The sequence below is a fragment of the Microbacterium fluvii genome (assembly GCF_025515205.1).
Lineage (GTDB): Bacteria > Actinomycetota > Actinomycetes > Actinomycetales > Microbacteriaceae > Microbacterium > Microbacterium fluvii.
Genome location: NZ_JAOPFX010000002.1, coordinates 235,590 through 262,108, shown reverse-complemented (window position 1 = coordinate 262,108; position 26,519 = coordinate 235,590). Strand labels below are relative to the sequence as shown.

The 26,519-nt window shown below is 71.4% G+C and carries 21 protein-coding genes; 6 read left to right on the top strand and 15 right to left on the bottom strand.

Going from position 1 to position 26,519, the window contains the following annotated elements:
• The first annotated feature begins 23 nt into the window (after positions 1–23).
• Positions 24–2,933, top strand: coding sequence for an ATP-binding protein (locus tag OAW74_RS09880; RefSeq protein WP_262874193.1), 2,910 nt, complete (start codon positions 24–26; stop codon positions 2,931–2,933).
• Between the two features lie 145 nt (positions 2,934–3,078).
• Here the strand turns inward: OAW74_RS09880 and OAW74_RS09875 are convergent, their stop codons facing one another.
• From OAW74_RS09875 to OAW74_RS09865, 3 genes are all read right to left on the bottom strand, one after another.
• On the bottom strand, positions 3,079–3,903 hold the full coding sequence (locus tag OAW74_RS09875) for an ABC transporter permease (protein WP_262874192.1): 825 nt from the start codon (positions 3,901–3,903) through the stop codon (positions 3,079–3,081).
• Positions 3,900–4,916 (bottom strand): ATP-binding cassette domain-containing protein, encoded by a 1,017-nt coding sequence (locus tag OAW74_RS09870; protein WP_262874191.1) that lies wholly within the window; start codon positions 4,914–4,916, stop codon positions 3,900–3,902. Before OAW74_RS09870 ends, OAW74_RS09875 begins: the two co-directional genes overlap by 4 nt.
• A gap of 101 nt (positions 4,917–5,017) precedes the next feature.
• On the bottom strand, positions 5,018–5,962 hold the full coding sequence (locus OAW74_RS09865; RefSeq protein ID WP_262874190.1) for an EamA family transporter: 945 nt from the start codon (positions 5,960–5,962) through the stop codon (positions 5,018–5,020).
• Positions 5,963–6,045: 83 nt separating this feature from the next.
• Here OAW74_RS09865 and OAW74_RS09860 point away from each other — a divergent pair, with 83 nt between their 5' ends.
• Positions 6,046–6,939, top strand: a complete 894-nt coding sequence (locus OAW74_RS09860) for a LysR family transcriptional regulator (protein WP_262874189.1) — start codon at positions 6,046–6,048, stop codon at positions 6,937–6,939.
• An 87-nt stretch (positions 6,940–7,026) separates the two neighbouring features.
• Here OAW74_RS09860 and OAW74_RS09855 read toward each other — a convergent pair whose 3' ends face one another.
• From OAW74_RS09855 to menC, 5 genes are all read right to left on the bottom strand, one after another.
• Complete coding sequence (locus tag OAW74_RS09855; RefSeq protein ID WP_262874188.1) at positions 7,027–8,415, bottom strand: glycine--tRNA ligase; 1,389 nt, start codon at positions 8,413–8,415, stop codon at positions 7,027–7,029.
• A 97-nt stretch (positions 8,416–8,512) separates the two neighbouring features.
• On the bottom strand, positions 8,513–9,529 hold the full coding sequence (locus OAW74_RS09850) for a hypothetical protein (protein ID WP_262874187.1): 1,017 nt from the start codon (positions 9,527–9,529) through the stop codon (positions 8,513–8,515).
• A gap of 7 nt (positions 9,530–9,536) precedes the next feature.
• Positions 9,537–11,399 carry a substrate-binding and vWA domain-containing protein gene (locus OAW74_RS09845; protein ID WP_262874186.1) on the bottom strand — a complete coding sequence of 621 codons (1,863 nt, stop codon included), beginning with the start codon at positions 11,397–11,399 and terminating at the stop codon, positions 9,537–9,539.
• A 76-nt stretch (positions 11,400–11,475) separates the two neighbouring features.
• Positions 11,476–11,853, bottom strand: a complete 378-nt coding sequence (locus OAW74_RS09840) for a DUF4870 domain-containing protein (RefSeq protein ID WP_262874185.1) — start codon at positions 11,851–11,853, stop codon at positions 11,476–11,478.
• 58 nt (positions 11,854–11,911) lie between these two features.
• Entirely contained in the window at positions 11,912–13,045 is a 1,134-nt protein-coding gene (gene menC / locus OAW74_RS09835) for an o-succinylbenzoate synthase (RefSeq protein ID WP_262874184.1), read from the bottom strand.
• Between the two features lie 107 nt (positions 13,046–13,152).
• On the opposite strand from menC, the gene OAW74_RS09830 reads away from it, so the two are divergent.
• Positions 13,153–15,114, top strand: coding sequence for a PKD domain-containing protein (locus OAW74_RS09830; RefSeq protein WP_262874183.1), 1,962 nt, complete (start codon positions 13,153–13,155; stop codon positions 15,112–15,114).
• A 30-nt stretch (positions 15,115–15,144) separates the two neighbouring features.
• Here OAW74_RS09830 and OAW74_RS09825 read toward each other — a convergent pair whose 3' ends face one another.
• Both OAW74_RS09825 and OAW74_RS09820 read right to left on the bottom strand, forming a co-directional pair.
• Positions 15,145–16,272 (bottom strand): ScyD/ScyE family protein, encoded by a 1,128-nt coding sequence (locus tag OAW74_RS09825; protein ID WP_262874182.1) that lies wholly within the window; start codon positions 16,270–16,272, stop codon positions 15,145–15,147.
• A 219-nt stretch (positions 16,273–16,491) separates the two neighbouring features.
• Positions 16,492–17,202, bottom strand: coding sequence for a GNAT family N-acetyltransferase (locus OAW74_RS09820; protein WP_262874181.1), 711 nt, complete (start codon positions 17,200–17,202; stop codon positions 16,492–16,494).
• Between the two features lie 52 nt (positions 17,203–17,254).
• Between OAW74_RS09820 and OAW74_RS09815 the strand changes: the two genes are divergently transcribed.
• Together OAW74_RS09815 and OAW74_RS09810 are read left to right on the top strand one after the other, a co-directional pair.
• Positions 17,255–18,688 carry an MFS transporter gene (locus OAW74_RS09815; RefSeq protein WP_262874180.1) on the top strand — a complete coding sequence of 478 codons (1,434 nt, stop codon included), beginning with the start codon at positions 17,255–17,257 and terminating at the stop codon, positions 18,686–18,688.
• A 38-nt stretch (positions 18,689–18,726) separates the two neighbouring features.
• Positions 18,727–20,217: a peptide MFS transporter gene (locus OAW74_RS09810; RefSeq protein ID WP_262874179.1), complete on the top strand. Its 1,491-nt coding sequence runs from the start codon at positions 18,727–18,729 to the stop codon at positions 20,215–20,217.
• Between the two features lie 98 nt (positions 20,218–20,315).
• Here OAW74_RS09810 and OAW74_RS09805 read toward each other — a convergent pair whose 3' ends face one another.
• From OAW74_RS09805 to OAW74_RS09790, 4 genes are all read right to left on the bottom strand, one after another.
• Positions 20,316–21,089 (bottom strand): IclR family transcriptional regulator domain-containing protein, encoded by a 774-nt coding sequence (locus OAW74_RS09805; RefSeq protein WP_262874178.1) that lies wholly within the window; start codon positions 21,087–21,089, stop codon positions 20,316–20,318.
• 224 nt (positions 21,090–21,313) lie between these two features.
• Entirely contained in the window at positions 21,314–22,489 is a 1,176-nt protein-coding gene (locus OAW74_RS09800; protein WP_262874177.1) for a thiolase family protein, read from the bottom strand.
• A 2-nt stretch (positions 22,490–22,491) separates the two neighbouring features.
• Complete coding sequence (locus tag OAW74_RS09795) at positions 22,492–23,160, bottom strand: 3-oxoacid CoA-transferase subunit B (protein ID WP_262874176.1); 669 nt, start codon at positions 23,158–23,160, stop codon at positions 22,492–22,494.
• On the bottom strand, positions 23,157–23,915 hold the full coding sequence (locus OAW74_RS09790) for a 3-oxoacid CoA-transferase subunit A (RefSeq protein WP_262874175.1): 759 nt from the start codon (positions 23,913–23,915) through the stop codon (positions 23,157–23,159). Before OAW74_RS09790 ends, OAW74_RS09795 begins: the two co-directional genes overlap by 4 nt.
• A 228-nt stretch (positions 23,916–24,143) precedes the next feature.
• Between OAW74_RS09790 and OAW74_RS09785 the strand changes: the two genes are divergently transcribed.
• Positions 24,144–25,331 (top strand): cobalamin-independent methionine synthase II family protein, encoded by a 1,188-nt coding sequence (locus tag OAW74_RS09785; protein ID WP_262874174.1) that lies wholly within the window; start codon positions 24,144–24,146, stop codon positions 25,329–25,331.
• A 103-nt stretch (positions 25,332–25,434) separates the two neighbouring features.
• Here the strand turns inward: OAW74_RS09785 and OAW74_RS09780 are convergent, their stop codons facing one another.
• Complete coding sequence (locus OAW74_RS09780; RefSeq protein WP_262874173.1) at positions 25,435–26,436, bottom strand: acyl-CoA thioesterase; 1,002 nt, start codon at positions 26,434–26,436, stop codon at positions 25,435–25,437.
• Positions 26,437–26,519: the final 83 nt, after the last annotated feature.

Sequence of the window (26,519 nt, the reverse complement as noted above, 5' to 3'; positions counted from 1 at the left end):
GCGCCCGGCTCTAGGGTTGATCCGTGCGGCTGACCTACTTCGGCGGCCCCGCGTGGGACGGCGGGGCGCTGCCCGCGCGCGGCCGCGGGCAGGAGGCGCTGCTCTTTCGGCTGGCCCTCGACACGGCGACGACCGTCTCGTATCGCGCACTGGCTGAAGACGTCTGGCCGCAGGATCCGCCTGAAGACCCCCGCGCCGCCCTGCAGTCGCTCGCCTCGCGCCTGCGCCGCGCGCTGCCGGCCGGCACGCTCGAGGCTGTCAGCGGCGGCTACCGGCTGACCCTGTCGCGCGACGAGATCGACCTCACCCGCTTCCAGGATCTGGCCGCATCCGCCCGCCATGACGCCGATCCGTCACGAGCAGACGCGGCGCTGGCGCTGTGGACGGGCGATCCGTGGGCGCCCGACGGCTTCGACTGGGCCGTGCGCGACCTGCTCGAAGACCGTGCCGCGCTGGAGCAGCTGACCCGCGCGCTGCCGGCTGTTCCTTCCGCGCCGCAGGCGGCACCCGCTGTGCCGGCCGCCCTCACGCCGCTCGTCGGCCGCGCAGACGAGCTCGACCTCGTCGCCGCCCAGCTGGCCGCCGCGCGCCTGGTGACCCTGATCGGCCCCGGCGGCGCGGGCAAGACGACGCTCGCCCTCGAGACGGCGCGCCGTCACGCCGGCGCGATCGTGGTCGAGCTCGCGCCGGCGGCGGCGGGCGAGGTGTGGCCGGCCCTCGCCGGCGCCATCGGCCGCAGCATGCGGCTCTCCGAGGCGCCGACCGCCCTCGACCCCCGCGAGCACGTGCACACCGCGCTCTCGGGGCGCACCGTGCTCGTCGTGCTCGACAACTGCGAGCACGTCTCGGCGGAGGCCGCCGCGGTCGCGCTCGACCTGCTGCGGGCGGTGCCGGGGCTGCGGCTGCTGGCGACGAGCCGCGAGCCGCTGGGCATCGCCGGCGAGGCCTTCGTCGATCTGGGTCCGCTGCCGGAGGCGGATGCCGTCGAGCTCTTCTCGCGCCGCGTGCGCGCCGCGCGCGGCACGGCTCCTCTTGCGTCCGACCGCCTGACGGTGCAGCGCATCGCCCGACGCCTCGATGGGCTGCCGCTCGCCCTCGAGCTCGCCGCCGCCAAGACCCGCACCCTGACGCTCGCCGAGATCGATGAGGGGCTCGACGACCGCTTCGCCCTGCTCGCGGCGGGGCCGAGGGCCGCCGACCCCCGGCATCAGACGCTGCGGGCGCTCATCGACTGGAGCTGGGAGATGCTCACCGAGGCGGAGCGTACGGCGCTGCTGGCCTCGGCGGTCTTCCCCGACGGCATCGTGGCGGCCGACGCGCCGGCGGTCGCCGCGCAGTTCGCGACGGATGCGGCCGCCTTCGACAGCCTCGTCGACCGCTCGCTGCTGCACCGCTCGGACGGGCGGTTCCGGCTGCTCGAGACGGTGCGCGAATACGGCCTCGATCGCCTCCGAGGCCGCGGGGATGACGCATCCTTCCGCGCCGACGCGGCGCGTGTGCTCGCCGAACTCGCCCTGCGACGCGACCCGCTGCTGCGGGGGCCGGGGGTGCGTGCGGCGCTGGCCTGGTTCGACGCCAACGACGAGAACATCTCGGCAGCCGCCCGCGCGACCGCCGACGATCCGGCGCTGCACGAGACCGGCGTGCGGCTCGTGCGCGGCTGCTTCTGGGCCTGGGCGATGCGCGAGCGGTTCGGCGACCTCTCCGGCCGGCTCGCCCTCTTCGCCTCCGACGACGATCCGCTCGAGTCGGAGCCGGCCGTGGTGGTCAACGGCCTGCAGATGGTCGTGCGCATGTTCGCGACGGCGGCACGCCTGAGCATGGCTGCCGAAGCAGGCGACGGCACCGACGATCGCGCGGCCGAGCTGCAGCAGGAGCTGTTCGGCGACCCGCCCGCCGAACCAGAAGACGTGGCCGCGCTCGTGGCCAGGGCGCAGCAGATCTCGCAGGCGGCGCGCGCCCACGCGTCGGAGGTGTCGCTCGTGCTGCCGCCCTTCCTCGCCGCGGCGGCACGCGGGCTGCAGCAGGCCGAGCACAGCCCGCCGCAGGTGTGGGGGTTCGACCTCGACATCGACCTCGCCGCCGACACCCCGCTGTGGACCCGCGCCTTCGTCGCGCTGCTGCGCACCGCCTTCTCGCAGAACGCAGGCGAGATCCAGACGCTCGGCGAGCAGAGCGAGCGCGCGCTGACGATGTTCCGCGAGGTCGGCGACGTGTGGGGCACCGCCTTCGCGAGCCAGATGCGCTCCGAGTGGCTCATGCTGCACGGCCTGCTCGACGAGGCGCTCGAGGTCGCCGACGCCTCGACCCGCGATCTCGCCGGGCTCACCTCGGCGTGGGACCTGCTGCAGCAGCGCTCGATCGGCGTGAACCTGCTGGTGCGCATGGGCCGGTTCGACCAGGCCCGCGAGCGGCTGGAGTCGATCAGAGCGGATGCCGAGGCCGACGGCTCGGTCAGGTCGCTCCTGCAGTACGGGTTCACGCTCGGCGACCTCGAACTGGCCGCCGGCGACGGGGCCGCGGCGCTGCGCGCCTTCGACACGATGCCGCACGAGGATGCCGTGGGTCCGGAGCGCCAGATCCTGGCCTGGAGCGCGGCCCGCAGGGCCCAGGCGCTGCTGCTGCTGGGGCTGGGCGACCAGGCGCGCGACGAGCTGCTGCGGGCGATACCGGTGGCGATGCGCACCGGCGATCAGCCGATCCTGGCCGAGGCGGCACTGACCCTTGCGGCCTGGTTCGCCTTCCGCGGCGCCGACGACACGGCCCGCCGCGCGTTCTCGCTGTCGGTGCGGCTGCGGGGACTCGCCGACGAGACCGACCCGAACTACCGCAGGCTGATCGAGCGGCTGGGGCAGCCGCATCCGCGCGACGCCGACGGCGTCGACCTCGATGAGCTCATGGGGCTCCTCGAGGCTGACGCCGGTTCGCGCTGATTCCCCCGCCGGGCAGCCACCCGCCAGATCAGGTGATTCGGCCAAGGCAGGTCAATCCGCGAGCGAACGACCTGTGTCGGCGAGATCTCCTGATCTGGCGAACCAGCGGGACGTGAGCGCGGGCAAGGGGACGGATGCCGCGGGTTCAGGCCTTGCGCATGTACGCCCGCACCGTCAGCGGGGCGAACACCGCGACGATCACGCCGGCGCCGAGCAGCGACATCCAGAAGTCGCCGCCGATGACACCGCTGTTGGCGAGGTCGCGCACGGCGGTCACCAGGTGCGAGATCGGGTTGACGTTCGCGAACCACTGCAGCCAGGTCGGCAGCGTCGACGGGTCGACGTAGGCGTTCGAGAGGAACGTCAGCGGAAAGAGCACGAGCATCGAGATGCCCTGCACGCTCGAGGCGGTGCGGGCGACGACGCCGAAGAACGCGAAGACCCAGCTGATCGCCCACGAGCAGGCGATCACCAGCAGTGCCGCCAGCACGACGGCGCCGAGGCCTCCTGCGGGGTGGTAGCCCATGATGAAGCCGACGACGAAGGTGATGGTCGTGGCGATCGCGTAGCGCAGGGTGTCGGCCAGCAGAGCACCTGACAGCGGGGCGATACGCGCGATCGGCAGCGAGCGGAACCGGTCGAACACGCCCTTGTCCATGTCTTCGCGCAGCTGCGTGCCGGTGACGACCGAGGTCGTGATGACGGTCTGCACGAGGATGCCGGGGATCAGCGAGGGCAGGTAGTTCTCGACGCTGCCGGCCAGGGCCCCACCGAAGAGGTAGGCGAACATGAGCGTGAAGATGATCGGCTGCACCGTCACGTCGATGAGCTGCTCGGGCGTGCGGCGGATCTTCACGAGCCCTCGGTAGGCCATCGTGAAGGTGTTCTGCACGGTCTGGGTGAGGCTCGTGCGGTTGCTGAGGCGGCGCTCGGCCGCCGGGGCGATGGGGGTCAGGGTGATGGCGCTCATGCGGGCACCTCCTGCTTCTGCTCGGAGTCCGACCCGCTCCGGCCGGCGTCGGCATCCGCGTCGGTGGAGGGGTGACCGGTGATGGTGAGGAAGACCTCGTCGAGGGTCGGCTTCTGCACGCTCATCTCGGTGAGCCCGATGCCGGCCTCTCGGAGCGTGATCAGCAGGTCGGCGACGCGATCGGCGTCGGCCATCGGCGCCGTGATGCGGGTCGACTCGGGCGACAGGGTGCCTCGAACGCCGAGCACCTGCTCGATGGCACGCAGCGCGTCGGCGGTGTCGGTGCCGTCCGCCAGGCGCAGGTGCAGCGACGAGGTGCCCACCGACGCCTTGAGCTCGTCGGCGGTGCCTTCGGCGACCACCCGTCCGCGGTCGATCACGGCGATGCGGTCGGCCAGTTGGTCGGCCTCGTCGAGGTACTGCGTCGTCAGCAGCACGGTCGACCCGGTGGCGACGAGCTCGCGGATCGTGTCCCACATCTGACCGCGGGTGCGCGGGTCGAGACCGGTGGTCGGCTCATCGAGGAAGATCAGCGGGGGCTGCGCGATGAGCGATGCGGCCAGGTCGAGGCGCCGGCGCATGCCGCCGGAGAACTTCTTCAGCGGCCGGCGAGCGGCCTCGGTGAGACCGAAGCGCTCCAGCAGGTCGGCCGACTTGCGCTTCGCCTCGGCACGCGAGAGCCCGAGCAGCCGCGAGAAGATCATGAGGTTCTCGCTGGCAGACAGCGCCTCGTCGACCGAGGCGAACTGCCCCGTCACGCCGATGAGCTGGCGCACGACGTTGGGCTCGCGCACGACATCGTGGCCGAAGATCTCGGCGTGGCCGCCGTCGGGGCGCATGAGGGTCGCGAGCATGTTGATGGTGGTGGTCTTGCCGGCGCCGTTGGGGCCGAGCACGCCGTAGACGGTGCCGGCGCGCACCTGCAGGTCGACGCCGTCGACCGCGCGGTTGTCGCCGAAGACCTTGACGAGGCCTTCGGCGCGCACCGCGAGCGAAGTGGTGGAAGTTGTCATGCCTCCACGGTGCTCCCGGTGCGCTGTCAGCGCGCTGTCACGAGGAGACGGACACTGTCGCCCCGCTGTCACGCCACCCCGACCCGCCCGACCCCAGACGGTTACGGTCGCGACGCGCCGCTGCGCGCGAGGGGCGTCGCGGCGCGTCGTGACCGTAACCGGAAGGGAGGGCCGGGCCGTGCGGCACTCGTGGCGAGGGCCACCCCGGCGAGCAGGATCACTCCGCCGACCGCCTCGAACACGGTCGGCACCTCGCCCTGCACGAGCCAGGCCGCGAGCATCCCGACCGGCGGCACGAGCATCGTGAAGGGCACAACGGCCGAGGCGGCGTGCCGGGCCAGCAGCGTGTTCCAGACGCCGTAGCCGACGAGGCTCGCGAGCCACGCCGTGTAGGCGGTCGACAGCAGCTGCGCAACCGTGAGGTGGGTGAGCGCGAAGCCGACCGCATCCGCCCCGTCGATCGCGAGCGAGAGCAGCAGCATCGGCACCGGCACCACGAGCGACGACCACACCGTCATCGACAGACCCGCGAGCGGCCCCGACCCGGCGCGGGCGCCCACCCGCCGCGAGATCACGTTGCCGATCGCCCACGATGCGGCCGCGGCGAGCGTCACGACGAAGGCGACCGCGGGGGTGGCGGCCCCTCGGCCCGCTGCGACGACGAGCAGCCCGACCGCACCGATCAGCACGCCGGCGAGCTGGCGGCGGGTGGGCAGCTCCCGCAGCGCGAAGGCGGCGAAGACCACCGTGAGCACGACCTGCGCCTGCAGCACGAGCGAGGCGAGCCCCGGCGGCATGCCCAGGGCGAGCGCCGTGTAGAGCAGGCCGAACTGTCCGAGGCTCATGAACGCGCCGATGAGCAGCACGTCGCGCACGCGCGCGGTCGGCCGCGGCACGAAGAAGATCGCCGGCACGAGCACCACCGCGAACCGCAGCGCGACGAACAGCGTCGGTGGCATGCCGTCGAGTCCAGCGTCGATCACGACGAAGTTCACACCCCAGATGACGGCGACGAGCACGGCGGCAAGGGCGGAGCGAAGGGGCATGATCACAGTCTGATCCCGGCTACCGTGAACCTCCAGCGCACGATTCTGCACAGAACGCGGTGCGGATGCTGCACAATCGAGTCATGATCGATCTCGCCGCCGTCGACGCCCTGGTCGCCGTCGCCCGCACCGGATCGGTGCACGCCGCCGCCGGCGAGCTCGGCTTCACCCCCTCGGCGGTCTCGCAGCAGGTCAAGCGCCTCGAGCGCGACCTGGGGGCGCCGCTGCTCGAGCGCGCGGGGCGCGGCGTCGTGCTCACGGCCGCGGGCAGGCGTATGGTCGATGAGGGCGGGGCGCTGCGCGAACAGGTGGAGTCGCTGCGCGCGCGGCTGCACGACGCGCGCTCGCGGCCGACCGGCACGATCCGGCTGGGGGCGTTCGCGACGGCCGTTCGTGGGCTCGTGCCGCAGCTCATCGTCGAGGCGCGGCGACAGCATCCCGATCTTCGCGTCACCGTCACCGAGCTCGACCCGTGGGACGCGGTCGACGCGGTCTCGGCGGGAACCCTCGACCTGGTCCTCGTGCACCACTGGGAGGGGGTCGGGCTGGCGCTCGCACCCAATCTCGCGAGCGACGTGCTGCTGAGCGATGTCGCCGATGTGCTGCTGCCGGCCGATGACCCGCTCGCCGGACGCGCGAGCGTCACCCCCGAAGACGTGCGCGAGCGCACGTGGGCGTGCACCCCCGACGGCACGATCTGCTACGAGTGGTTCTGCCACATGTACCGCGGCGACCGGCCACCGCCGCGGATCGACTTCCGCTGCCTCGAGTTCGCCTCGCAGGTCGAGCTGGTCGCCGCCGGCGCCGCGGTGGCGCTGGTGCCGAGACTCGGTCGCGGCACCCTGCCGCCGCAGGTCGTCGCGGTGCCGGTGGTCGACCCCGTGCCCACCCGCCCGGTCAGCCTGGTGTGGCGCGCGAGCATGACCACCGCCCCCGCCGTGCGGGCGCTGCGCGAGGTGCTCACCCGCCCCGCCTGACGGCCCGAAACGGTTACGGTCACGACGCGCCGCTGCCCACAGCGGACCTCGCGGCGCGTCGCGACCGTAATCGGGGTGAGGGCGGGGTCAGGCGCCCTTGAGGCGCTCGGAGAGGTAGGCGCGCAGCGAATCGAGCGGCACGCGCTCCTGCGCCATGGTGTCGCGGTCGCGCACCGTGACGGCCTGGTCGTCGAGCGAGTCGAAGTCGACCGTGACGCAGAACGGCGTGCCGATCTCGTCCTGACGGCGGTAGCGACGGCCGATGGCCCCTGCGTCGTCGAAGTCGGTGTTCCACCCGGCCGCGCGCAGATCGTCGGCCACCTGGCGTGCGAGCGGCGACAGGCTCTCGTTGCGCGAGAGCGGCAGCACGGCGACCTTGACCGGCGCCAGGCGCGGGTCGAGCTTGAGCACCGTGCGGGTGTCGACGCCGCCCTTGGCGGTGGGCACCTCCTCTTCGACATAGGCGTCGACGAGGAACGCCATCATCGAGCGGGTCAGACCGAACGAGGGCTCGATGACGTAGGGCACATAGGTCGACCCCGACGCCTGGTCGAAGTAGGCCAGCTTCTGCCCCGACGCCTCGATGTGGCTGTTGAGGTCGAAATCGGTGCGGTTGGCCACGCCCATGAGCTCGCCCCACTCCTTGCCGGGGAAGCCGAAGCGGTACTCGAAGTCGATCGTGCCGGCCGAGTAGTGCGCGCGCTCGTCTTCTGGGACGTCGAACTGGCGCATGTTCTCGGGGTCGATGCCGAGGTCGATGAACCAGTCCCAGCACGCCTTCACCCAGTGCTCGAACCACTCCTGCGCCTCGGCGGGCGGAGTGAAGAACTCGATCTCCATCTGCTCGAACTCGCGCGTGCGGAAGATGAAGTTGCCCGGCGTGATCTCGTTGCGGAACGCCTTGCCCACCTGGCCGATGCCGAACGGCGGCTTCTTGCGGCTCGCGGTGAGCACGTTCGAGAAGTTCACGAAGATGCCCTGCGCGGTCTCGGGGCGCAGGAAATGCAGGCCGCTCTCGTCGTCGACGACGCCGAGATAGGTCTTCACAAGACCCGAGAACGCCTTGGGCTCGGTGTACTGGCCCTTCGTGCCGCAGTTGGGGCACGGCACGTCGGCGAGGCCGTTCTCGGCGGGACGGCCCTTGCGCGCCTCGAAGTCCTCGATCAGGTTGTCGGCGCGGAAGCGCTTGTGGCACTGCAGGCACTCCACGAGCGGATCGGTGAAGGTCGCGACGTGACCGGATGCCTCCCAGACGCGCTTGGGCAGGATCACCGAGGAGTCCAGGCCCACCATGTCGCCGCGGCCGCGGACGAAGGTCTGCCACCACTGCCGACGGATGTTCTCCTTGAGCTCGGTGCCCAGGGGGCCGTAGTCCCATGCCGAGCGCGAGCCGCCGTAGATCTCACCGGCCTGGAACACGAACCCGCGGTGACGGGCGAGGGCGATGACTTTGTCGAGACGGGACTGCTCGGCCACGGTGGCTCCAATGGTCGGGATGGGGCGAGGGGGTGCGCGCGGCAGAGCGCCGCAGCATCCTTCGATTCTATCGAGGGATGCTGCGCGCCTCGCTCGATCAGTCGCCGACGGCGGGGAGGCCGCCGGTGTCGCCCTCGGCCTTCTCGAAGGCGCGCTGCCAGTCGCGCAGCTCTTTGCGTCCGCCCATCAGCGAGTCCAGCGACACCTGGAACTGCAGGCCCCGCCGCGCATTGACCTGACGGATGTTCTCGACGAGCTGGTCGGCCACGGCGGCCGCCGCCTCGCGCACCTCGGCGACGCGCTCGTCTGGGTCGTCCCAGAGGTCGGGCCGCCGCACGATGTCGAGCAGATAGTCGCGGTCGAGCGCGGCGGTGAGTCGGCGCAGCGTCTCGCCGTACTCGACGGCCGCGACCGAGCGCTGATCGCCGTCGCCCTTGCGCTCCAGCCGCGAGAACAGCTCGTCGGCGTGGCCGGAGATCGTGCCGATGCGGTCGGCGAACTCGGCCGCCACGGAGCTGCCGGCCGCCGCCGTCGCGGCGTACTCCCCCTGCAGCGCCCGGAGCTTGCCCACCGATCCCCTGACCTCATCGGGGGCTGCGCGGCGCCCTCGGCGACGCAGCCGCAGGAACACGCCCAGGCCCGCACCCCCGAGGGCGACGACCACGGCGACGCCGACGGCCACCCCGATCGCCAGCCCCGCGTCTGCGCCGGCGCCCGCCGACCCGGCCGGGAGCTCGTCGACGACCTGCTGCACCGTCTGGGTGAGGGCGTCGTCGACCGAGCCGGCCGCACCCTCGGCCTCGTTCGCGATGCGCATGGCCTCGCCCTGCTCGAGCACGCGCGAGCCCGCCGAGAGGTCGTCGCCCACCGCGACCACGATGGTGTCGAACGAGGTCTGCGATGCCAGCTGCTGCACGATCTCGGGGCCGGAGGCCTCGAGGGCGGCGTTGTCGGAGAACACCGCCACTCCGATCGAGGCGTCGCCGACCTGCTGGGTGAGACTCGCGGCCAGCTCCGAGGCGCCGTCGACCTCGGGCGAGACATAGACCGAGCTGCCGGACAGCGCCGTCACGGCGTCGTCGATGTACCCGTCTGCGGCGGCGAGAGTCAGCATCCGCACCTCAGAAGTTGTTGATGACCGAGGCGAACACGAGGTCGATCTTGGCCGCGTCGGAGGCGTCGAACCACTGTCCGCCGGTGGCGTCGGCGATGCGCCGAAGCGCCGTGGTGTCTGCGCCCTCGCCGTAGGCGATCGGGAAGATGCGCACCGGCGCGGCGTCACCGCCCTCGCCCTGGCTCTGCCCGATGCGCGCCAGCAGCGAGTCGAGCGAGATCGACGAGTCGGTGTCCTGCCCGTCGGAGAGCACGACGATCGCGTTGATGCGCCCGGGCTCTGCCCGAGCCGACATCTCGTCGTAGGCGATCGCGATGGCGTCGTACAGCGGCGTGCCCTCACGCTCGGCGAACCGCAGGTCGTCGAGGGCCGAGTCGACCGCCTCGCGGTCGGAGGCCAGTGGCGTCACGTCGCGGAGTACCACGATGCCGTCGCCGACCGCAGAGGTCACCCCCGTCGTGAACGCCCACACCCCGACCTCGTCGCTGGAGCGGAAGTGGCCGAGGGTCGACTGCGCGCCCTCGATCGCACCGTCCAGGCGCGAGCGGCCGTCGCCGATGCCCTCATCCATCGAACCGGAGATGTCGATCAGCTCGAGCACCGACGAGGGCTTGCGGATCTGGGTCCACTGGTCGATGGCCGCCGAGACCACCGCGACCTCGGGCTTGGGCAGGGTCACGGCGGGGCCGGCCGGGTCGACGCCGTAGGCCTCGGTGAACAGATCGCCGAGCGCGACCGAGCCGTCGAGCGGGCGGAACCCGTAGTCGGGGAGGATCTGCTGCGCGGGCTCGGTCTGCAGGAACTGCGCGAACGCCTCGCCCGCTTCGCGCTGCACGTCGGTCACCCACGAGGCGCCGAGCACCGTGATCGGGTTATCCGACCACATCGAGCCACCAGAGGGATAGATCGCGACGAGCTTCTCTTTGGGCGGGGTGAGCTCTTCGCCCGGCTGCACCGTGTGCGAGTCGGGGTTGCCCTGGTTGTAGTTGAGCAGCGAGGTCTCTTCGAGGGCGATCGCCGAGACGTAACCCGAGCCGCTCGCGCCGTTCTGCGTGTCGTCGTAGAGCGTCGAGAGCACCTTGCCCGTGGTGTCGCCGTAGTGGATGACGCACTCCTCGAACACCCGCGAGAAGTCGGCCGCCGCCGCAACGTCGTCGGTCGTGAGGTCGGCGGTCTTGCCCGATGCCTCGTAGGACTGCATGAGGATCGCCGACAGGCCCGTCGTCGACGTGTTCGGATTGGTCTTCGAGATCTTGAAGGCGCCCCACAGCGACTTGCCGACGCTGCCCCAGCCGTCGGGGTCCTGGCACAGCTTCTCGAGGTCGGTGATGCCGATCTCGGCGTTCGGCCAGCCCAGCGCCCGCGCCATCGTCTCGGGCATGCCGAAGACGACGGGCGTGTGCGTGAACGATTCGGGTTCGCCGACGAGAGAAGCGGATGCCGCAGCTGCGACCCGATCGGTCCACACGGTCGAGGCGGGCGACCACATCGTCGGCCAGCGCCGCTGGTCGGCATCGGGCCAGTCGCCGCCTGCGGTGAGGAACCGCGTCGCGTCGCCCGACGACACGTTGATCGGGTGGATCGTCGCGCACTCGTCGAGGCCCTCGTGCTGCGGCGACTCCTTGAAGGCGTCGGCCAGAGCGTCGAGCATGTTGACCTTCTCGGACGAGGTCGCCACGACCACGCTCGTGCAGCCGTCGTCGACGAAGTCGCCCCCGTCGCCGAATCCCTCGTCGACCGTGTCGCCGAAGCATCCGGTCAGCGTCGCCGCCGCCGAGGCGGCCACGAGAGCCGCCAGCACGGCGCGCCGCCTCCCGGCCGCGCGAGAAGGAGCCGATCGGGAGGCGAGATGCCGCAGCGCAGGTGCCATGGCTACAGCGTAGGTGCGCCGCGGCCGAAAGCGCGGTGCCTGCGCCTGTCGATCGGCCCCTGAGCCTGTCGAAGGGTCAGCTGACGAACTTGATCGACAGGGGGTAGGTGTACCACTGCCCCTGGTTCGCCTTGATGGCGGCGACGATCGAGAAGACGAGGTTCACCACCCACACGGCGGCCAGGATCAGCAGGCCGATGCCGACCACCGTGAGCACGGAGCCGACGACGTAGGCGATGGCCATCGTGATCTGGAAGTTGAGCGCGGTCGCCGAGTGCGCCCGCACGAAAGGGCCGCGGTCTTTGAGCAGCAGGTAGCCGATGAGGGCGGGGACGAAGCTGAAGAAGATGCCGCCCACGTGGATGAGCGTCGCCCACAGCTTCTCGTCGGACTGGTTGAGGGGCTGGGCCTGCTGCGGGCCGCCGTACGGAGGCTGCGGAGGAGGAGTCGTCATGGCGCCAGCCTAGGGCCAGCGCCGAGGCCGCGGCATGCGGTTATCCCGAATGTCGCCCTCACCGCCGCAGCAGCACGCGCTCCACCGTGAACTCCTCGAGCGCGAGCGGGTCGATCTCGACCCCCAGGCCGGCGCCGGTGGGCACCCGCACGTGACCGCTTTCGAGCACGGCGGGCTCGGTGACGATGTCGCGAGGGTAGAACCGGCTCGAGGCCGACACGTCGCCCGGCAGGGTGAAGCCGGGAAGGGCCGCGAGCGCCGCATTGGCCGCGCGGCCGATGCCGGTCTCGAGCATGCCGCCGCACCACACCGGCACGCCGGCGGCCAGGCACAGATCGTGGATGCGCACCGCCTCGAGGTACCCGCCGACGCGGCCGGCCTTGATGTTGATGATGCTCGTGGCGTTCAGCGCGAGCGCGTCGCGGGCGGCCTTGGCCGACACGATCGACTCGTCGAGGCAGATCGGCGTCGTCAGCTGTCGGGCGAGGGTCGCGTGGTCGACGATGTCGTCTTCCTGCAGGGGCTGCTCGATCAGCAGCAGGTCGAAGCGGTCGAGCTCGGCGAGCGTGTCGATGTCGGCCAGGGTGTAGGCCGAGTTCGCGTCGACCTGCAGCGGGATCGTCCCGAACGCATCGCGCACGGCGGCCGTCTCGGCCACATCGCGCCCCGGCTTGATCTTGATCTTGATGCGCACGTAGCCCTCGTCGAGGTAGCCGCCGACGGTCTCGACGAGCGCAGCCGGGCTGGACTGGATGCCGACGCTCACGCCGCTGGGCACCCGATCGCGCACGGCGCCCAGGTATTCGCCGAGGGGCCTCCCCTCGGCCCGCAGCGCGGCATCGAGCACCGCGAGCTCCAGGCCGGCCTTGACCATGCGATGCCCGACGACCGGCTCGAGCACCTCGCCGACGCGTTCGGGCGACAGCATCCGCTCGTCGAGGAGCGCCGGCACGAGGAAGCGCTGCGCGACGTCCCACGCGCCATGCGTGTATTCGCTGGAGTACAGCGGCGCGGCACTCGTGACGATCTCGCCCCAGCCCTCGCCATCGGCGGTGAGCGCGCGCACGACGATCACCTCGCGCACCGTCTCGGTGCCGAACGAGGTCGTGAACGGCGAGACGAGCGGCAGGTGCAGCACGCGCAGCTCGATCCCCTCGAGGGCGACGGATGCGGCGGGTCGGGCGATCGGCATGGCTTCAGGCTATGCCGCACGCGGCCGCGCCGGCGCCTGCCCCCTTGACCGCCGAGCCGGATGGGATCACCATGGGGGCGGGTCGACCTGGGGGGTTGACGATCATGGTGGATCGCAAGACTCGTTCATCCGCGCGCACCGGACTCGGGCGCCGATACGTCGCGGCGGCGCTGGCCGGCGCACTGCTCTTCGGGGCGGGGGCGATCGTGGGGCTGCCGCCCTCGAGGGCCGCCGACACGACGGTGAGCTTCAGCGCGGCCGGCGACTACGGCATGAACGTGAACGGCGATGCCGTGCTGCGGGCGATGAAGACGTCGGGCAACGACCTCACCCTCGCGCTCGGCGACATGCTGGGCGCCGGCGGCGTCGTGGGCACCGAGGGCACCTTCTGCGACTACGTGACCGCCCGCGTCGACGCCGGCTATCCGTTCGAGCTGATCGCAGGCAACCACGACAACGGCAGCAACGGCAACATCAACGACTTCAGCGCATGCCTGCCCAATCAGCTGCCTGGACTGATCGGCACCTACGGGCGGCAGTACTACGTCGACTATCCGCAGAGCGATCCGCTCGTGCGGTTCATCATGGTCTCGCCCAATATGGCGTTCAACGGCGCCGCCGCCTGGAGCTACAACGCGGGCTCGGCCCGGTACAACTGGACCTCGGCCGCCATCGACGGCGCGCGGTCGGCCGGCATTCCGTGGGTCGTGGCGGGAATGCACTACCAGTGCCTGTCGGTCGGCATCTACGACTGCCCGATGGGCGCCGACCTCGCCAACCTGTTCGTCTCCAAGCGCGTCGACCTCGTGCTGACCGGCCACGAGCACATCTACCAGCGCACCAAGCAGCTGGCGCACGCCGCCGGGTGCACGACTCTGACGATCGCCGCGTACAACTCCGCGTGCGTCACCGACGCCGACAATGCGCTCGCGAAGGGCGCGGGCACCGTCTTCCTCACGGTGGGCCTGGGCGGAGTGCAGAACCGCACGATCAACGAAGACGACCCCGAGGCGCCCTACTTCGCGGCCCTGAGCGGGTCGGACCTGAACTCGTCCTACGGCTTCCTCTCCACGACACTGACCGAGACGACCATGACGGCGCACTTCGAGAACGCGGTCGGCCCGTTCACCGACTCGTTCACGATCGGGGGCACGACCCAGCCGCCGGCGAACGTCGCGCCTGTCGCCAGAGCGGATGCCGTCTGCACCGGCATGTCGTGCCACTTCGACGGCCGCACCTCGAGCGACTCCGACGGCACCGTCTCGGCGTACCGGTGGACCTTCGGCGACGGTGAGACGGCCACCACCGCGGAAGCCGACCACGTCTACACCACGGCGGGCACGTACACGGCCGAGCTCACCGTCACCGACGACGACGGCGACACGGGGCGTGCGACCACGACCGTCACGGTGGCGGAGCCCGGCACCGCCACCGTCTACGCGGCCGACGAGTTCGCCCGCACCCTGACGTCGGGTTGGGGCACCGCCGACATCGGCGGCGCCTGGTCGTCGGTGGCCTCGACGTCGGTCAGCGGGGGCGCCGGCGTCATCTCGGTCGCGGCCTCGACGGTGCGCTCGCCCGCGCTGCCGTCGGTGTCTGCGCAGGACGTCGACGTGCGAACGGCGGTGTCGTTCGACAAGATCCCCGTCGGCGGCACGACCGGCACGACCTTCGCGACGTACGTGCGCCGCACGTCGGACGGGCGCTACTGGGCCAAGATCCGCGTGGCACCCGGGGGCGCCGTGTATCTCACCCTGTGCCGGCTGAACGCGGCCGGAGCGCAGACCATCATCGCGAGCGAGACCCGCATCACCGGCATCACCCTCACCGCGGGCACACCGCTCAATCTCCGCTTCACGGCGACCGGCACCTCGCCGACGACGCTGACGGCGCGGGTGTGGACGGGATCGACCGAGCCGACCACGTGGAACCGCACCGCCACCGACTCGACGGCGGGCCTGCAGGCTGCCGGCTATCTGGGCTTCGAGGCCAACACGAACGGCTCCGTCACGAACGGGCCTATCGTGCTGTCGGTGCCCGACCTCCGAGCCGTCGACAGCACCCCCTGAAGCGGTGCTGTCGACGCCCGGCCGATCGGATCACTCCCACACGGTCCCCTTCTGGTAGACCTTGCCGCCGGTCACCCGCACGATCGTGCCGGGCGCGGCGGGGTCTTCGCTCGCCATCGTCGCCGCCCACACGGCGCCGCGCGCGCTGGTCTCCACCGCCACGACGCCCGGCAGCGACACGAGCGTCGAGGTCCTGCCGTGGCGCACCTGCGAGATCTGGCCGCCGAAGAGCTCTGCGACGTAGATCGTGCCGTTGGGCGCGAGGGCGAGGTTGGTGGCCCCCAGGAACCCGCCGGCGACCCGCTTCGCCTTGCCGGTGAAGGGGTTGACCTTGTACACCGACCCCCGTGCACCGAGGGCCGCGCTCTCGGGGCCGCCGGGCAGCGTCGAGACGTACAGCCAGCCGTCTCGGCCGACCTCGACATCGGTCGGCACCGCCTCGAAGGCGTAGGTGACGCCCACGACGCAGTCCGGCAGGCCGAGCTCGGCCGCCGCGTCGGCCGTGATCTTCGCCGGCTGCGCCGGCAGCACCGCGAGGGTCTTCACGCGACCCTTGCGGTCGACCGTGAACAGGGCGTTCGCGCCGGCGTCCGCGACGACCCAGCCCCGCCCGAGGGCGGCAACCGAGTAGGCGTGCGAGTCGACGAGTCCCGTATAGGAGGCCGGGATGCCGGCGGCGGCCAGTGCCTCGGCGACGCACGGCGACGGGTTCTCGATGCCGTAGGTGATGCTCTGGTCGGGGTTTTTCGCCGTCTCGTACGCCAGGGTGTCGGCGTAGAGCTTCGAGCCGCCCTGCCCCCAGACGTTGAGCCCGCTGTCGGTGATCGTGAAGGTCGAGTAGTCGATCACGGTCGTGGTGAACGCCGTGCGCCGACCGTCTCGCGAGACGGCGATGCCCGACGCTCCAGGCTGGTCGGTCGCGATCGGGGTGATCGAGCCGTCGGAGGCGAGCGAGCCGACCAGGCCCAGCCCCCCATCGGCGACGAGCACCTTCTTGGTCGACAGGTCGAGGTTGAACGGCTGCACCACGGCGGTCGATTCGACGACCGGGGTGGGCGTGGGCGCGGGCTTCGACCCGCCGGCGGATGCCGCCACCGGGGTGGCGGCGACGAGCCCTGCGGCGGCGAAGCCGACGACGAGCAGGCGGAACTTGTTCATGGACACCTCCGAGTGAGAACCCGGCAGGACCGCCGGGCGGATCCGGGCGGTGGTCCCTCTCCTGCGCCGTCGTCCGGAGATGCGGGCGCCGATTGCGGCGACCCGGCGCTCATCTTCGTACGGCGGCATGGCTCCGTCAACGGGGTCGGCGCGCGACGGGAACCGGTTCGGTACCGGGGCGAGCGGCATCCGCCCGCCTGCGCCGGCGGTCGACGGCGATCAGGCGCGCACGAACAGGTAACCCGGCTCGTCGCGGAAGCCCGCGACCACGAGACCCTCGCCCATCAGCCGCTGGAACTCGCCGCGCACCTCTCGACGCCAGTGCTCCGCCTCGGCGGGCGCCTCGGTGCGCATCGTCTCGATGTCGCGCGGCACGGCGACTGTCGCGACGACCCGGTCGTCGTGCGGATTGCGCGGACGGGCCGCGGCGAGCGCCCACGACACCATGAGCCGGTCGGACTCGTCTCCGCGGTTGACGCCGTCGTCCATCGCGCCGTACTGGTTGACGAGATAGTCGGTGACCTTCGCGCCCAGCACCAGCAGGTTGAAGTGCGCGTTGCGCGCCACCAGCGGGTCGAACGTCCACGTGATGTGCCCGACCTCGCGGGCGAGCGCCCAGCCGCGCTGGTGCTCCTTGAGCAGTCGCCCGAGGCCCTGCGAGCGGTAGCCGGGCAGCACACCGGTGATGTGGGAGTGCATCGAGCGGGAGGCAGGGGGCCCGAAGAACGCGACGGACGCGCCGATCATGCGGTCGCCGTCGTACAGGCCGACGGCATAGTTGCCCGAATAGGCGAGGGCGCGCAGCAGGTTCGGCGGCATGCCGGAGCGGTCGCCGCCCCACACTTCTGCCAGCACCGCGGACGCCAGATGGATCTGCTCGACCGTGTCGAGCTCGCGGATCTCGATGCCCCCGGGGGCTGCCTCGCTCATACCTCCACGGTAGTGCGGCCCTCGCCCCCGCGAGCGCGATTAGCCTGGACCGATGGCACGACGCGGCGACGACCGGAGCAGACTGAGCCGCCCGACCCCGCAGGCCGCCGTCGTCGCGGTGCTCGCCGTGGCTGGGCTGGCCTCGTCGTTCATGTTCACGCTCGTCGTGCCGATCCAGTCGAAGCTCCCCGAGCTGCTCGACGCGAGCCGAGAAGACACCGCGTGGGTCGTGACCTCGACGCTGCTGGCGGCCGCCGTCATCACGCCCATCTCGGGGCGCCTGGGCGACATGTACGGCAAGAAGCGCGTCGTGCTGGCGCTGCTGGCCGCCCTCGTCGTCGGATCGGTCATCGCCGCAGCATCCCCCGGCATCGTCGGGGTGATCGTCGGCCGCACCCTGCAGGGAGCCGTGACCGGCGTGATCCCGCTCGGCATCTCGATCCTGCGCGACGTGCTGCACGAGAACCGCGTCGACTCGGCGATCGCCCTCATCAGCGCGACCCTCGGCGTCGGCGGGGCGCTCGGCCTGCCCATCAGCGCCCTGATCACCGAGCGCGGCGACTGGCACGCGCTGTTCTGGGTGGCAGCGGGCCTCGGGGTCATCGTGTTCGCCCTCGTCGTGTGGATCGTGCCCGAGAGCGTGCTGCGCACGGCGGGCCGGTTCGACTATCTCGGCGCCGCGGGGCTCGCGGTGGGCCTGGTCGGCGTGCTGCTGGCGGTGTCCCGCGGCAATGAATGGGGCTGGGCCTCGCCCGCCGTGCTGACGTGCGGCGTCGGCGGCATCGCGGTGCTGCTGGTGTGGGGCTGGTATGAGCTGCGCATCGCCGACCCGCTGCTCGACCTGCGCGTCGCGGCGCGTCCGCCGGTGCTGCTGACCAACATCGCCTCGATCGCGATGGGGTTCGCCCTGTTCAGCTCGAACGTGTCGTACCCGCAGATGCTGGAGCTGCCCACCGCCGTCGGCGGCTTCGGCCTCACCCTGTTGCAGGCGAGCCTCGTCGTGATGCCGGCGGGCCTCGTGATGATGGTGCTCTCGCCCTTCTCGGGGCAGCTGGCCCGCTCCGTCGGCCCCAAGCTGCTGCTCGTGCTGGGCTCGCTCGCGCTGGTTCTCTCCTACGGCTACACGCTGCTGTTCTCGGCCGAGGTGTGGCAGATCCTCCTCGCCAACATCGGCATCGGCGTCGGCATCGGCTTCGGCTACGCCGCGATGCCGATGCTCATCATGCGCTCGGTGCCGCAGAGCGAGACCGGTGCGTCGAACGGCCTCAACGCGCTGTTCCGCTCGCTCGGCACCTCGACCGCCGCCGCCGTCATCGGCGCGGTGCTGGCGACCTTCACGACGGATCTCGACGGGATGCCGGTGCCCGCACCCGCGGCCTTCCAGCTGTCGTTCGTGCTCGGCGGCGCGGCCGCCGTCGTGGCGTTCGCGCTCGCGCTGTGCATTCCACGGGCGTCGAGCGAGCAGCATCCGTCGCTGCCGCACTGACCTTTCGGCGCGCCGGATGCCGGGTCTAGCCTGGCGAAATGAGCGGCAGAGACGGCAGCAGCGCGCAGGTCGCGGCACCCGACGACGGCGCCGACCACGACACCCGGTTCTTCGGGCAGCCGTGGGCGCTGGCGCACGTCTTCGGCGTGGAGATGTGGGAGCGGTTCAGCTTCTACGGCATGCAGGGCATCCTGCTGATCTACATGTACTACTCGGTCGCAGAGGGCGGCCTCGGCATCGACAAGGCCGTCGCGACCGGCATCGTCGGCGCCTACGGCGGCACCGTGTACCTGTCGACGATCCTCGGCGCATGGATCGCCGACCGCATGCTGGGGTCCGAGCGTGTGCTCTTCTTCAGCGCGATCGTCATCATGTGCGGCCACATCGCCCTCGCCGTGCTGCCGGGGGTGGCGGGCCTCGGCGTCGGTCTCGTGCTCGTGGCGCTCGGCTCGGGCGGACTCAAGGCCAACGCCACCTCGGTCGTCGGCACGCTCTATGCGCCGGGGGATCCGCGCCGCGATGCGGGATTCTCGCTCTTCTACCTCGGCATCAACCTGGGCGCCTTCTTCGGCCCGCTCATCACGGGGCTCCTGCAGAGCAGCATCGGGTTCCACTGGGGCTTCGGCGCCGCCGCCGTCGGCATGGCGCTGGGCCTCGTGCAGTACTCCTTCGGCCGCAAGAGCCTGCCCGCCTCGTCGCGCACCGTGCCCAACCCGCTGCCGCACAGCCGCTATCTGCTCGTGGGCATCATCGGCGTCGTCGGGCTGCTGGCGATCGCCGCACTGGTGCTGACCGGCGTGATCCGCGCCGACAACCTCGCCGGCGTCGTGATCGTGATCACCCTCGTCGCCGCGATCGCCTACTTCGCGGTGATCCTGGGGTCGCGGCAGCTCGATGCGACCGAGCGCTCACGGGTCGCCGGCTTCATTCCGCTGTTCATCGTGAACGTCGGCTTCTGGTCGCTCTACCAGCAGCAGTTCACGGTGCTGACGATCTATTCCGACGAGCGCCTCGACCGCACCTTCGGCTCGTGGGAGATGCCGGTCTCGTGGATCAACTCGATCAACCCGATCTTCGTCATCGTGTTCTCGGGGGTGTTCGCTGCGATCTGGTCGCGCCTGGGCAGCCGTCAGCCGTCGGCGCCGATGAAGTTCTCGATCGGCGCGATCATCATGGGCGGCGCGTTCCTGCTGTTCCTGCCGTGGGCCAACGGCGCCGCGAACTCCACGCCGCTGTGGGCGATCACCGGCATCCTGCTGGTGTTCACGATCGCTGAGCTGTTCATCTCGCCCCCTGGACTGTCGGTGTCGACCAAGCTCGCGCCCGCGCGCTTCCACACCCAGATGATCGCGCTGTACTTCCTGTCGGTCTCGCTGGGCACCTCGATCGCCGGGTGGCTCGCGCAGTTCTACGACCCCACGAACGAGGTGCCGTACTTCACGATCCTCGGCTTCATCGCGATCGGTCTCGGGGTCGCGCTGCTGCTGTGTGTCAAGCCCGTGCTCGCCCTCATGCGCGGCGTGCGCTGACCCGCCCCGTCCCCCCATCCGTTTACGGTCACGACGCGCCGTGCGAGCGATGGGCGTTCGCGGCGCGTCGTGACCGTAATCGGTGCGGGGCGAGGGGATCAGACCAGGCGCAGCTCGGCATCGACGGCGGATGCCGTGGCCAGCAGCTTCGGCAGGTGCGCCTCGGTGAGGTGCTCGATCGTGTCGCGGGTCGCACTCGTCGACACGTTGAGGGCCGCGATGACCGCTCCGTCGCGGCCGTGCACGGGGGCGGCGACCGACCTCAGCCCCGGCTCGAGCTCGCCGTCGACGAGCGCCCAGCCCTGGGCGCGCACGCGGTCGAGCTCGGCCCGCAGCGCGGCGGGCTCGGTGAGGGTGCGGCCCGTCAGCTGCTCGAGGGCGGCGGCCGCGATCGCCTGCTCGCGGGCCGCGTCGGGGAGGGCGGCCAGCAGCATCCGCCCCATGCTCGTCGCGTAGGCGGGGAAGCGCGTGCCGATCGTGATGCGCACGCTCATGATGCGGCGGGTGGGGACGCGCGCGATGTAGACGATGTCGGTGCCGTCGAGCACCGCCGCAGAGACCGACTCGTCGACCTCGCGCGAGAGGCGCTCGAGGTGCGGCTGCACGACCTCGGGGAGCGACAGCGCCGACAGATAGCTGAAGCCCAGCTCGAGCACACGAGGGGTGAGCGCGAACAGCTTGCCGTCGAACCTGACGTAGCCGAGGGTCTCGAGGGTGCGCAGAAACCGGCGGGCGGCGGCCCGCGGCACGTCGGCCCGGCGCGCGACGTCGCTCAGCGACAGCTCGGCGTGCTCGCCGTCGAAGGCGCGGATCACCGCGAGCCCTCTGGCCAGCGACTGCACGAAGTCGCCGGAGTCTGCGATCTCGCTCACGTCGTCTCCTCTCGCCTGCCGCACGACCGGGTCTGGCCGTGCACTCAGTCTGGCCGATCCGCCCTGCTTCCCGGCCATGTGGCACACCTGATGCCCTCGGCAGCCCGCGAGCCCTTCATGTGTGCCACATCGTGCGAGAGGTCAGTCGACCAGGTGGCACACCTCGTGGGCTCAGCGGGGCCGGAGCCCTTCATGTGTGCCACATGGTGCGAGAGAGCGAGGGCTCAGCGCTCGAGCACGACCGCGAGGCCCTGGCCCACGCCGATGCAGATCGCCGCGACCGCGACGCCCGACCCGCGGCGGGCGAGCTCGTGCGCGGCGTGGCCGATGATGCGGCCGCCCGAGGCGCCGAGCGGATGCCCGATGGCCAGGGCGCCGCCGTGGATGTTGACCTTGGCGGGGTCGAGGTCGGGCCAGCCCGCGATGCACGCGAGCGACTGCGAGGCGAAGGCCTCGTTGAGCTCGACGACGTCGACGTCGGCCCACGTCCTGCCGGCGCGGGCGAGCGCCTTGTTCGCCGCCTCGATCGGGGCGATCGGGAACTGGTCGGGGTCGACCCCGTGCGCGGCACGGCCCACGATGCGCGCGAGCGGCTCACCGGGGAGCACGCCTTCGCCGGCCAGCAGCACGGCGGAGGCGCCGTCGTTGATGGGCGACGAGTTGCCGGCTGTCACCGACCCGTTGCCGTCGCCGGCGAACAGGGGCTTGAGGGCGGCGAGCTTCTCGACGCTCGAGTCGTCGCGGATGCCCTCGTCACGGGCGAGCTCGGCCCCTGGCACCTGCACGATCTCGCCGTCGTAGACGCCGGCAGCCCACGCCTCGGCGGCGAGGCGGTGCGAGCGCACGGCGAACTCGTCCTGCTGCTCGCGGCTCAGGTTCCACTCGCGCGCGATCTTCTCGGCCGACTCGCCGTTCGAGATCGTCCAGTGCTTCGGCAGCGCCCTGTTGACCATGCGCCACCCGATCGAGGTGTTCCAGAGGGTCTGGTTGCCCACGCTCGGCCACGGCCGCGGCGACTTCTCCACGACGAACGGCGCGCGGCTCATCGACTCGACGCCGCCGGCGAGGATGATGTCGGCATCCCTCGCTTCAATGGCGCGAGAGCCCTGGATGACAGCCTCGACGCTCGAGGCGCACAGGCGGTTGACGGTGACGCCGGTCACGCTCGTCGGAAAGCCCGCCAAGAGCGCGCCGAAGCGCGCGACGTTGCGGTTGTCTTCCCCGGCCTGGTTGGCGTCGCCGAAGATGACGTCGTCGATGCGGGCGGGGTCGAGCCCCGTGCGCTCGACGGCGGCCTTCATGACGAGGGCGGCGAGGTCGTCGGGGCGCACGCCGCTCAGGGCGCCGCCGGCGCGGCCGAAGGGCGTCCGCACGGCGTCGTAGACGAAGGATGCGGTCATGTTCAGTTCTCCGATCCGGATGCGGTGGCCACCGCATCCGCCAGGGCCAGGCCGGTGAGCTCCGACAGCGAGGCGACGGTGTTGTCGCCGAACGCTTCGCGCACCGCGAAGCCCTCGGGCGTGACGTCGAAGACGGCGTGGTCGGTGTAGACGCGGGTGACGCAGCCGGCTCCGGTGAGCGGGTAGCTGCAGGCCTCGACGAGCTTCGACCCGCCCTGCTTGGTGAGGAGGTCCGTCATGACGTACACGCTCTTGGCGCCGATGGCGAGGTCCATCGCCCCGCCGATCGCGGGGATGGCGCCGGGGGCGCCGGTCGACCAGTTGGCCAGGTCGCCGTTCTGGGCGACCTGGAAGGCGCCCAGCACGCACACATCGAGGTGGCCGCCGCGCATCATCGCGAACGAGTCGGCGTGATGGAAGTAGGCCGCGCCCGCCTGAGCGGTCACGGGCTGCTTGCCGGCGTTGATGAGATCGGGGTCGATGAGCCCGTCCGCGGGCGCGCCGCCCATGCCCAGCATGCCGTTCTCGGTGTGCAGGATGATCTCCTGGTCGGCCGGAAGGTAGTTGGCCACGAGGGTCGGGGCGCCGATGCCAAGGTTCACGAACGAGCCCTCGGGGATGTCGGCCGCGATGCGCGCGGCCAGCTCGTCACGGGTGATGCGGGTGCTCACTGGTCGACCTCCGTCTCGGTGGCGGCATCCGCCAGCGGACGCCCTTCGATGTCGACGCCGCCGACGAAGGCGCCCTCCTGCAGCCACCGGCGCTCGCCCACCGCGACGACGCGGTCGACGAAGATGCCGGGGGTCACGACCGCCTCGGGGTCGAGCGACCCGAGCTCCACCACCTCGTCGACCTGCACGATCGTGGTGGTCGCCGCGGTGGCCATGATCGGCCCGAAGTTGCGGGCCGTCTCGCGGTAGACGAGGTTGCCCCAGCGGTCGGCCTTGAGGGCCGAGATGAGCGCGAAGTCGGCCTTGATCGGATACTCGAGCAGGTAGCGGCGCCCGTCGATGACGCGCTCCTCCTTGCCTTCGGCCAACTCCGTGCCCACGCCCGTCGGGCTGAAGAACGCGCCGATGCCGGCGCCGGCTGCCCGGATGCGCTCGGCGAGGTTGCCCTGCGGCACGAGCTCGAGCTCGATCTCGCCCGAGCGGTAGAGGCCGTCGAACACCCACGAGTCGTGCTGCCGAGGGAACGAGCAGACGATCTTGCGCACGCGCCGCGCCGCGAGCAGGGCCGCGAGCCCCGTGTCGCCGTTGCCTGCGTTGTTGTTGACGATGGTCAGGTCGGTCGCGCCGTGCGCGATCAGGGCATCGATGAGCTCGACGGGCTGCCCGGCGCGGCCGAAGCCGCCGATCATGACGGTGGCGCCGTCCGGGATGCCGACGACGGCGGCCTCGACGTCGGTGACGGTCTTGTCGATCATGCGCACCTCCTCGTGTGTTCGCTGTGCGAACGCGTGTTCGCTATACAGACACAGAATACTCCGGCTCCGGACATTCCGCTACCCCGTCACATAGCGTCACCGCGCCGCGAAGGCCACGGCAGGCCCGATAGAGTCGCACCCGGCTCGGAAACCGGAAGCCTCCGCCTTGAGCCGCAGCCGACCGACGGCTGCGGCAAGAGTCCCGACACTCGTCACTTGGAGGCTCCCATGCCCGATATCCAGACCACGACCGCCGGCAGCCTGCCCCGCACCCAGGCCCTCATCGACGCGAACGGCGCCCGCACCTTCGCCGACGACGGCTTCACGCTGCAGTCGACGCCCGCCTTCGACGCCCAGGTCGCCGCCGCAGTCTCCGACGTCGTCGCCCGCCAGCGCGAGGCCGGCATCACGCTCGTCGGCGACGGCGAGTTCGGCAAGGCCATGTCGAGTGCCGTCGACTACGGCGCGTGGTGGTCGTACTCGTTCCAGCGCGTGAACGGACTGTCACTGACCGAGGTCAACGCCTTCAACGAGCCGCCGGCCAGAAGCGATGCCGGCAGCATCCGCCTCACGTCGTTCCTCGACCGGCGCGACCGGCAGCTGTTCCCCGCCGTCTACGCCGAGGCCGTCGAGGCCGGGCGCACCGCGACCGCGTTCCCCACAACGACGGGCCCGATCTCGTATCGGGGGCAGGATGCGGTGGCCGCCGACATCCGCCATCTGAAGGCCGCGCTGGCACCCGGCGAGCAGGGCTTCCTCACGGCGATCGCCCCGGGGTCGGCGGCGCGCGTGCGCAACGACTTCTACGCGACCGACGAGGAGCACATCTGGGCGTGGGCCGAGGCGCTGCGCGAGGAGTACCGGGCGATCGTCGACGCGGGGCTCATCGTGCAGCTCGACGACCCGTCACTGGCCGAGAACTTCGATCAGATCAACCCCGAGCCCTCCATCGCCGACTATCAGGCCTTCACGAAGATCCGCATCGACGCGATCAACCACGCGATCGAGGGCCTGCCGAAGGAGCAGGTGCGCCTGCACCTGTGCTGGGGCTCGTGGCACGGGCCGCACACGACCGACATCGAGCTGCGCGACATCCTGCCGGTCGTGCTCGGCGCGAACGTCGGCTCGATCTCGTTCGAGGCCGGCAACGTCCGCCACGAGCACGAGTGGTCGGTGTGGAAAGACGCCGGGGTCCCCGACGACCTCGTGCTGGTGCCGGGCGTCGTCAGCCACGCGACCCAGGTCGTCGAGCACCCCGACCTCGTCGCCGAGCGCATCGGCCGCTTCGCCGGCATCGTCGGCGCCGACCGCGTGATCGCCTCGACCGACTGCGGCCTGGGCGGTCGCATCCACCCCGACCTCGCGTGGGCGAAGCTCGCCGCGCTCGGCGAGGGGTCGCGCCGCGCGCGCAGCTGAGCCTGCACAGCCGAGTGAGGTCTCGGCCGCCACGCCGGGTGACGGATGCCGTCGGCCCGCGTGTCGGCCGGGATCTCAGCGAGCTGTGCGCGGGGTCGCCGGGCTACGGCTCGAGGGTCAGCGACGCGGGGATCGGCACGATGTGCTCGCGCAGCGCGATGATCTCGAGCGCGAGCTCGTGCCGGCGGGTGTCGACCTCGTCGGCCGGCGTCCACTGCGGCAGCGCGGCGGCGACGCCGGCGGCATCGGGCACGACGAACACGCTCATGCACTGGGTCGTGAGGGTGAGGTCGTGCGGAGTGCGGGGGTCGGCGGTCGACACGCGGATGCTGAGATGCACGCTGTGCCTGCTCGTGTGGACGATCCGCGCCTCCACCTCGACGAGGTCGCCGATGCGCACCGGGGCGAAGAAGTGGATGCCGCCGGAGTAGACGGCCACGGCGTCGGCCGCGGCATCCCCGAGCTCCGCCGCCCACGCGACGGTGCACGCATATGCGGCCTCGTCGATCCACCGCATCACGGTGCCACCGTGCGCTTTGCCGCCCCAGTTGACGACTCCCGGCGGCACGAGGAAGCGCAGGGCGGTGGCCGGCGCGGTGCCGGCCACGACCGCGTCGTCGGCGAGCATGAACTGCTTGATCTGCGCACGAGAGTCGATGCGCTCGACCGCCGCGGCGGCGAGCTTGTGGTCGGAGCGACTGACGGGCGTCCAGGCCGGCACCTCGGCCGGCCGCCCGTCGGCGCCCTTCGCGACGAAGATCAGGATGCAGGTGGTCGCCGGCGTATAGACCCGATCGGCCACTTCGGCAGACGACACGGTGACCACGACGTGCATGCTCGTGCGACCGGTGTGCACGAGCCGCGCCTCGACCTCGATGAGGCACCCGGGAGTGATGGCGCGGCGGTGCCGCACGTTGCCGACGTACGCCGTGACGCAGTAGGCGCCCGCCCACCCGACCGCGCACGCGTAACCCGCCTTGTCGATCCACTCCATGACGCTGCCGGCCGCGACCGAGCGACCACCCGCTGCGGTGTCGGCGGGGGTCGACATGAACCGCAGCGTGATGCGGTCGTCGCGCCCGGCGACGCGGGAGGTGCTGTTCACGCCGCCAGCATAGGGCGGCGGCGGCAGCAGCATCCGCCCCGCTGCCTGCCCGGATCAGGAGATCTCGCCCACGCAGGATGATC

What these genes read in the sequence shown, in the direction of transcription:
- OAW74_RS09875 (WP_262874192.1), bottom strand. Translation starts at nt 3,903, where the DNA reads ATGAGCGCCATCACCCTGACCCCCATCGCCCCGGCGGCCGAGCGCCGC.
- OAW74_RS09870 (WP_262874191.1), bottom strand. Translation starts at nt 4,916, where the DNA reads ATGACAACTTCCACCACTTCGCTCGCGGTGCGCGCCGAAGGCCTCGTC.
- OAW74_RS09865 (WP_262874190.1), bottom strand. Translation starts at nt 5,962, where the DNA reads ATGCCCCTTCGCTCCGCCCTTGCCGCCGTGCTCGTCGCCGTCATCTGG.
- OAW74_RS09860 (WP_262874189.1), top strand. Translation starts at nt 6,046, where the DNA reads ATGATCGATCTCGCCGCCGTCGACGCCCTGGTCGCCGTCGCCCGCACC.
- OAW74_RS09850 (WP_262874187.1), bottom strand. Translation starts at nt 9,529, where the DNA reads ATGCTGACTCTCGCCGCCGCAGACGGGTACATCGACGACGCCGTGACG.
- OAW74_RS09845 (WP_262874186.1), bottom strand. Translation starts at nt 11,399, where the DNA reads ATGGCACCTGCGCTGCGGCATCTCGCCTCCCGATCGGCTCCTTCTCGC.
- OAW74_RS09840 (WP_262874185.1), bottom strand. Translation starts at nt 11,853, where the DNA reads ATGACGACTCCTCCTCCGCAGCCTCCGTACGGCGGCCCGCAGCAGGCC.
- menC (WP_262874184.1), bottom strand. Translation starts at nt 13,045, where the DNA reads ATGCCGATCGCCCGACCCGCCGCATCCGTCGCCCTCGAGGGGATCGAG.
- OAW74_RS09825 (WP_262874182.1), bottom strand. Translation starts at nt 16,272, where the DNA reads ATGAACAAGTTCCGCCTGCTCGTCGTCGGCTTCGCCGCCGCAGGGCTC.
- OAW74_RS09820 (WP_262874181.1), bottom strand. Translation starts at nt 17,202, where the DNA reads ATGAGCGAGGCAGCCCCCGGGGGCATCGAGATCCGCGAGCTCGACACG.
- OAW74_RS09815 (WP_262874180.1), top strand. Translation starts at nt 17,255, where the DNA reads ATGGCACGACGCGGCGACGACCGGAGCAGACTGAGCCGCCCGACCCCG.
- OAW74_RS09810 (WP_262874179.1), top strand. Translation starts at nt 18,727, where the DNA reads ATGAGCGGCAGAGACGGCAGCAGCGCGCAGGTCGCGGCACCCGACGAC.
- OAW74_RS09800 (WP_262874177.1), bottom strand. Translation starts at nt 22,489, where the DNA reads ATGACCGCATCCTTCGTCTACGACGCCGTGCGGACGCCCTTCGGCCGC.
- OAW74_RS09790 (WP_262874175.1), bottom strand. Translation starts at nt 23,915, where the DNA reads ATGATCGACAAGACCGTCACCGACGTCGAGGCCGCCGTCGTCGGCATC.
- OAW74_RS09785 (WP_262874174.1), top strand. Translation starts at nt 24,144, where the DNA reads ATGCCCGATATCCAGACCACGACCGCCGGCAGCCTGCCCCGCACCCAG.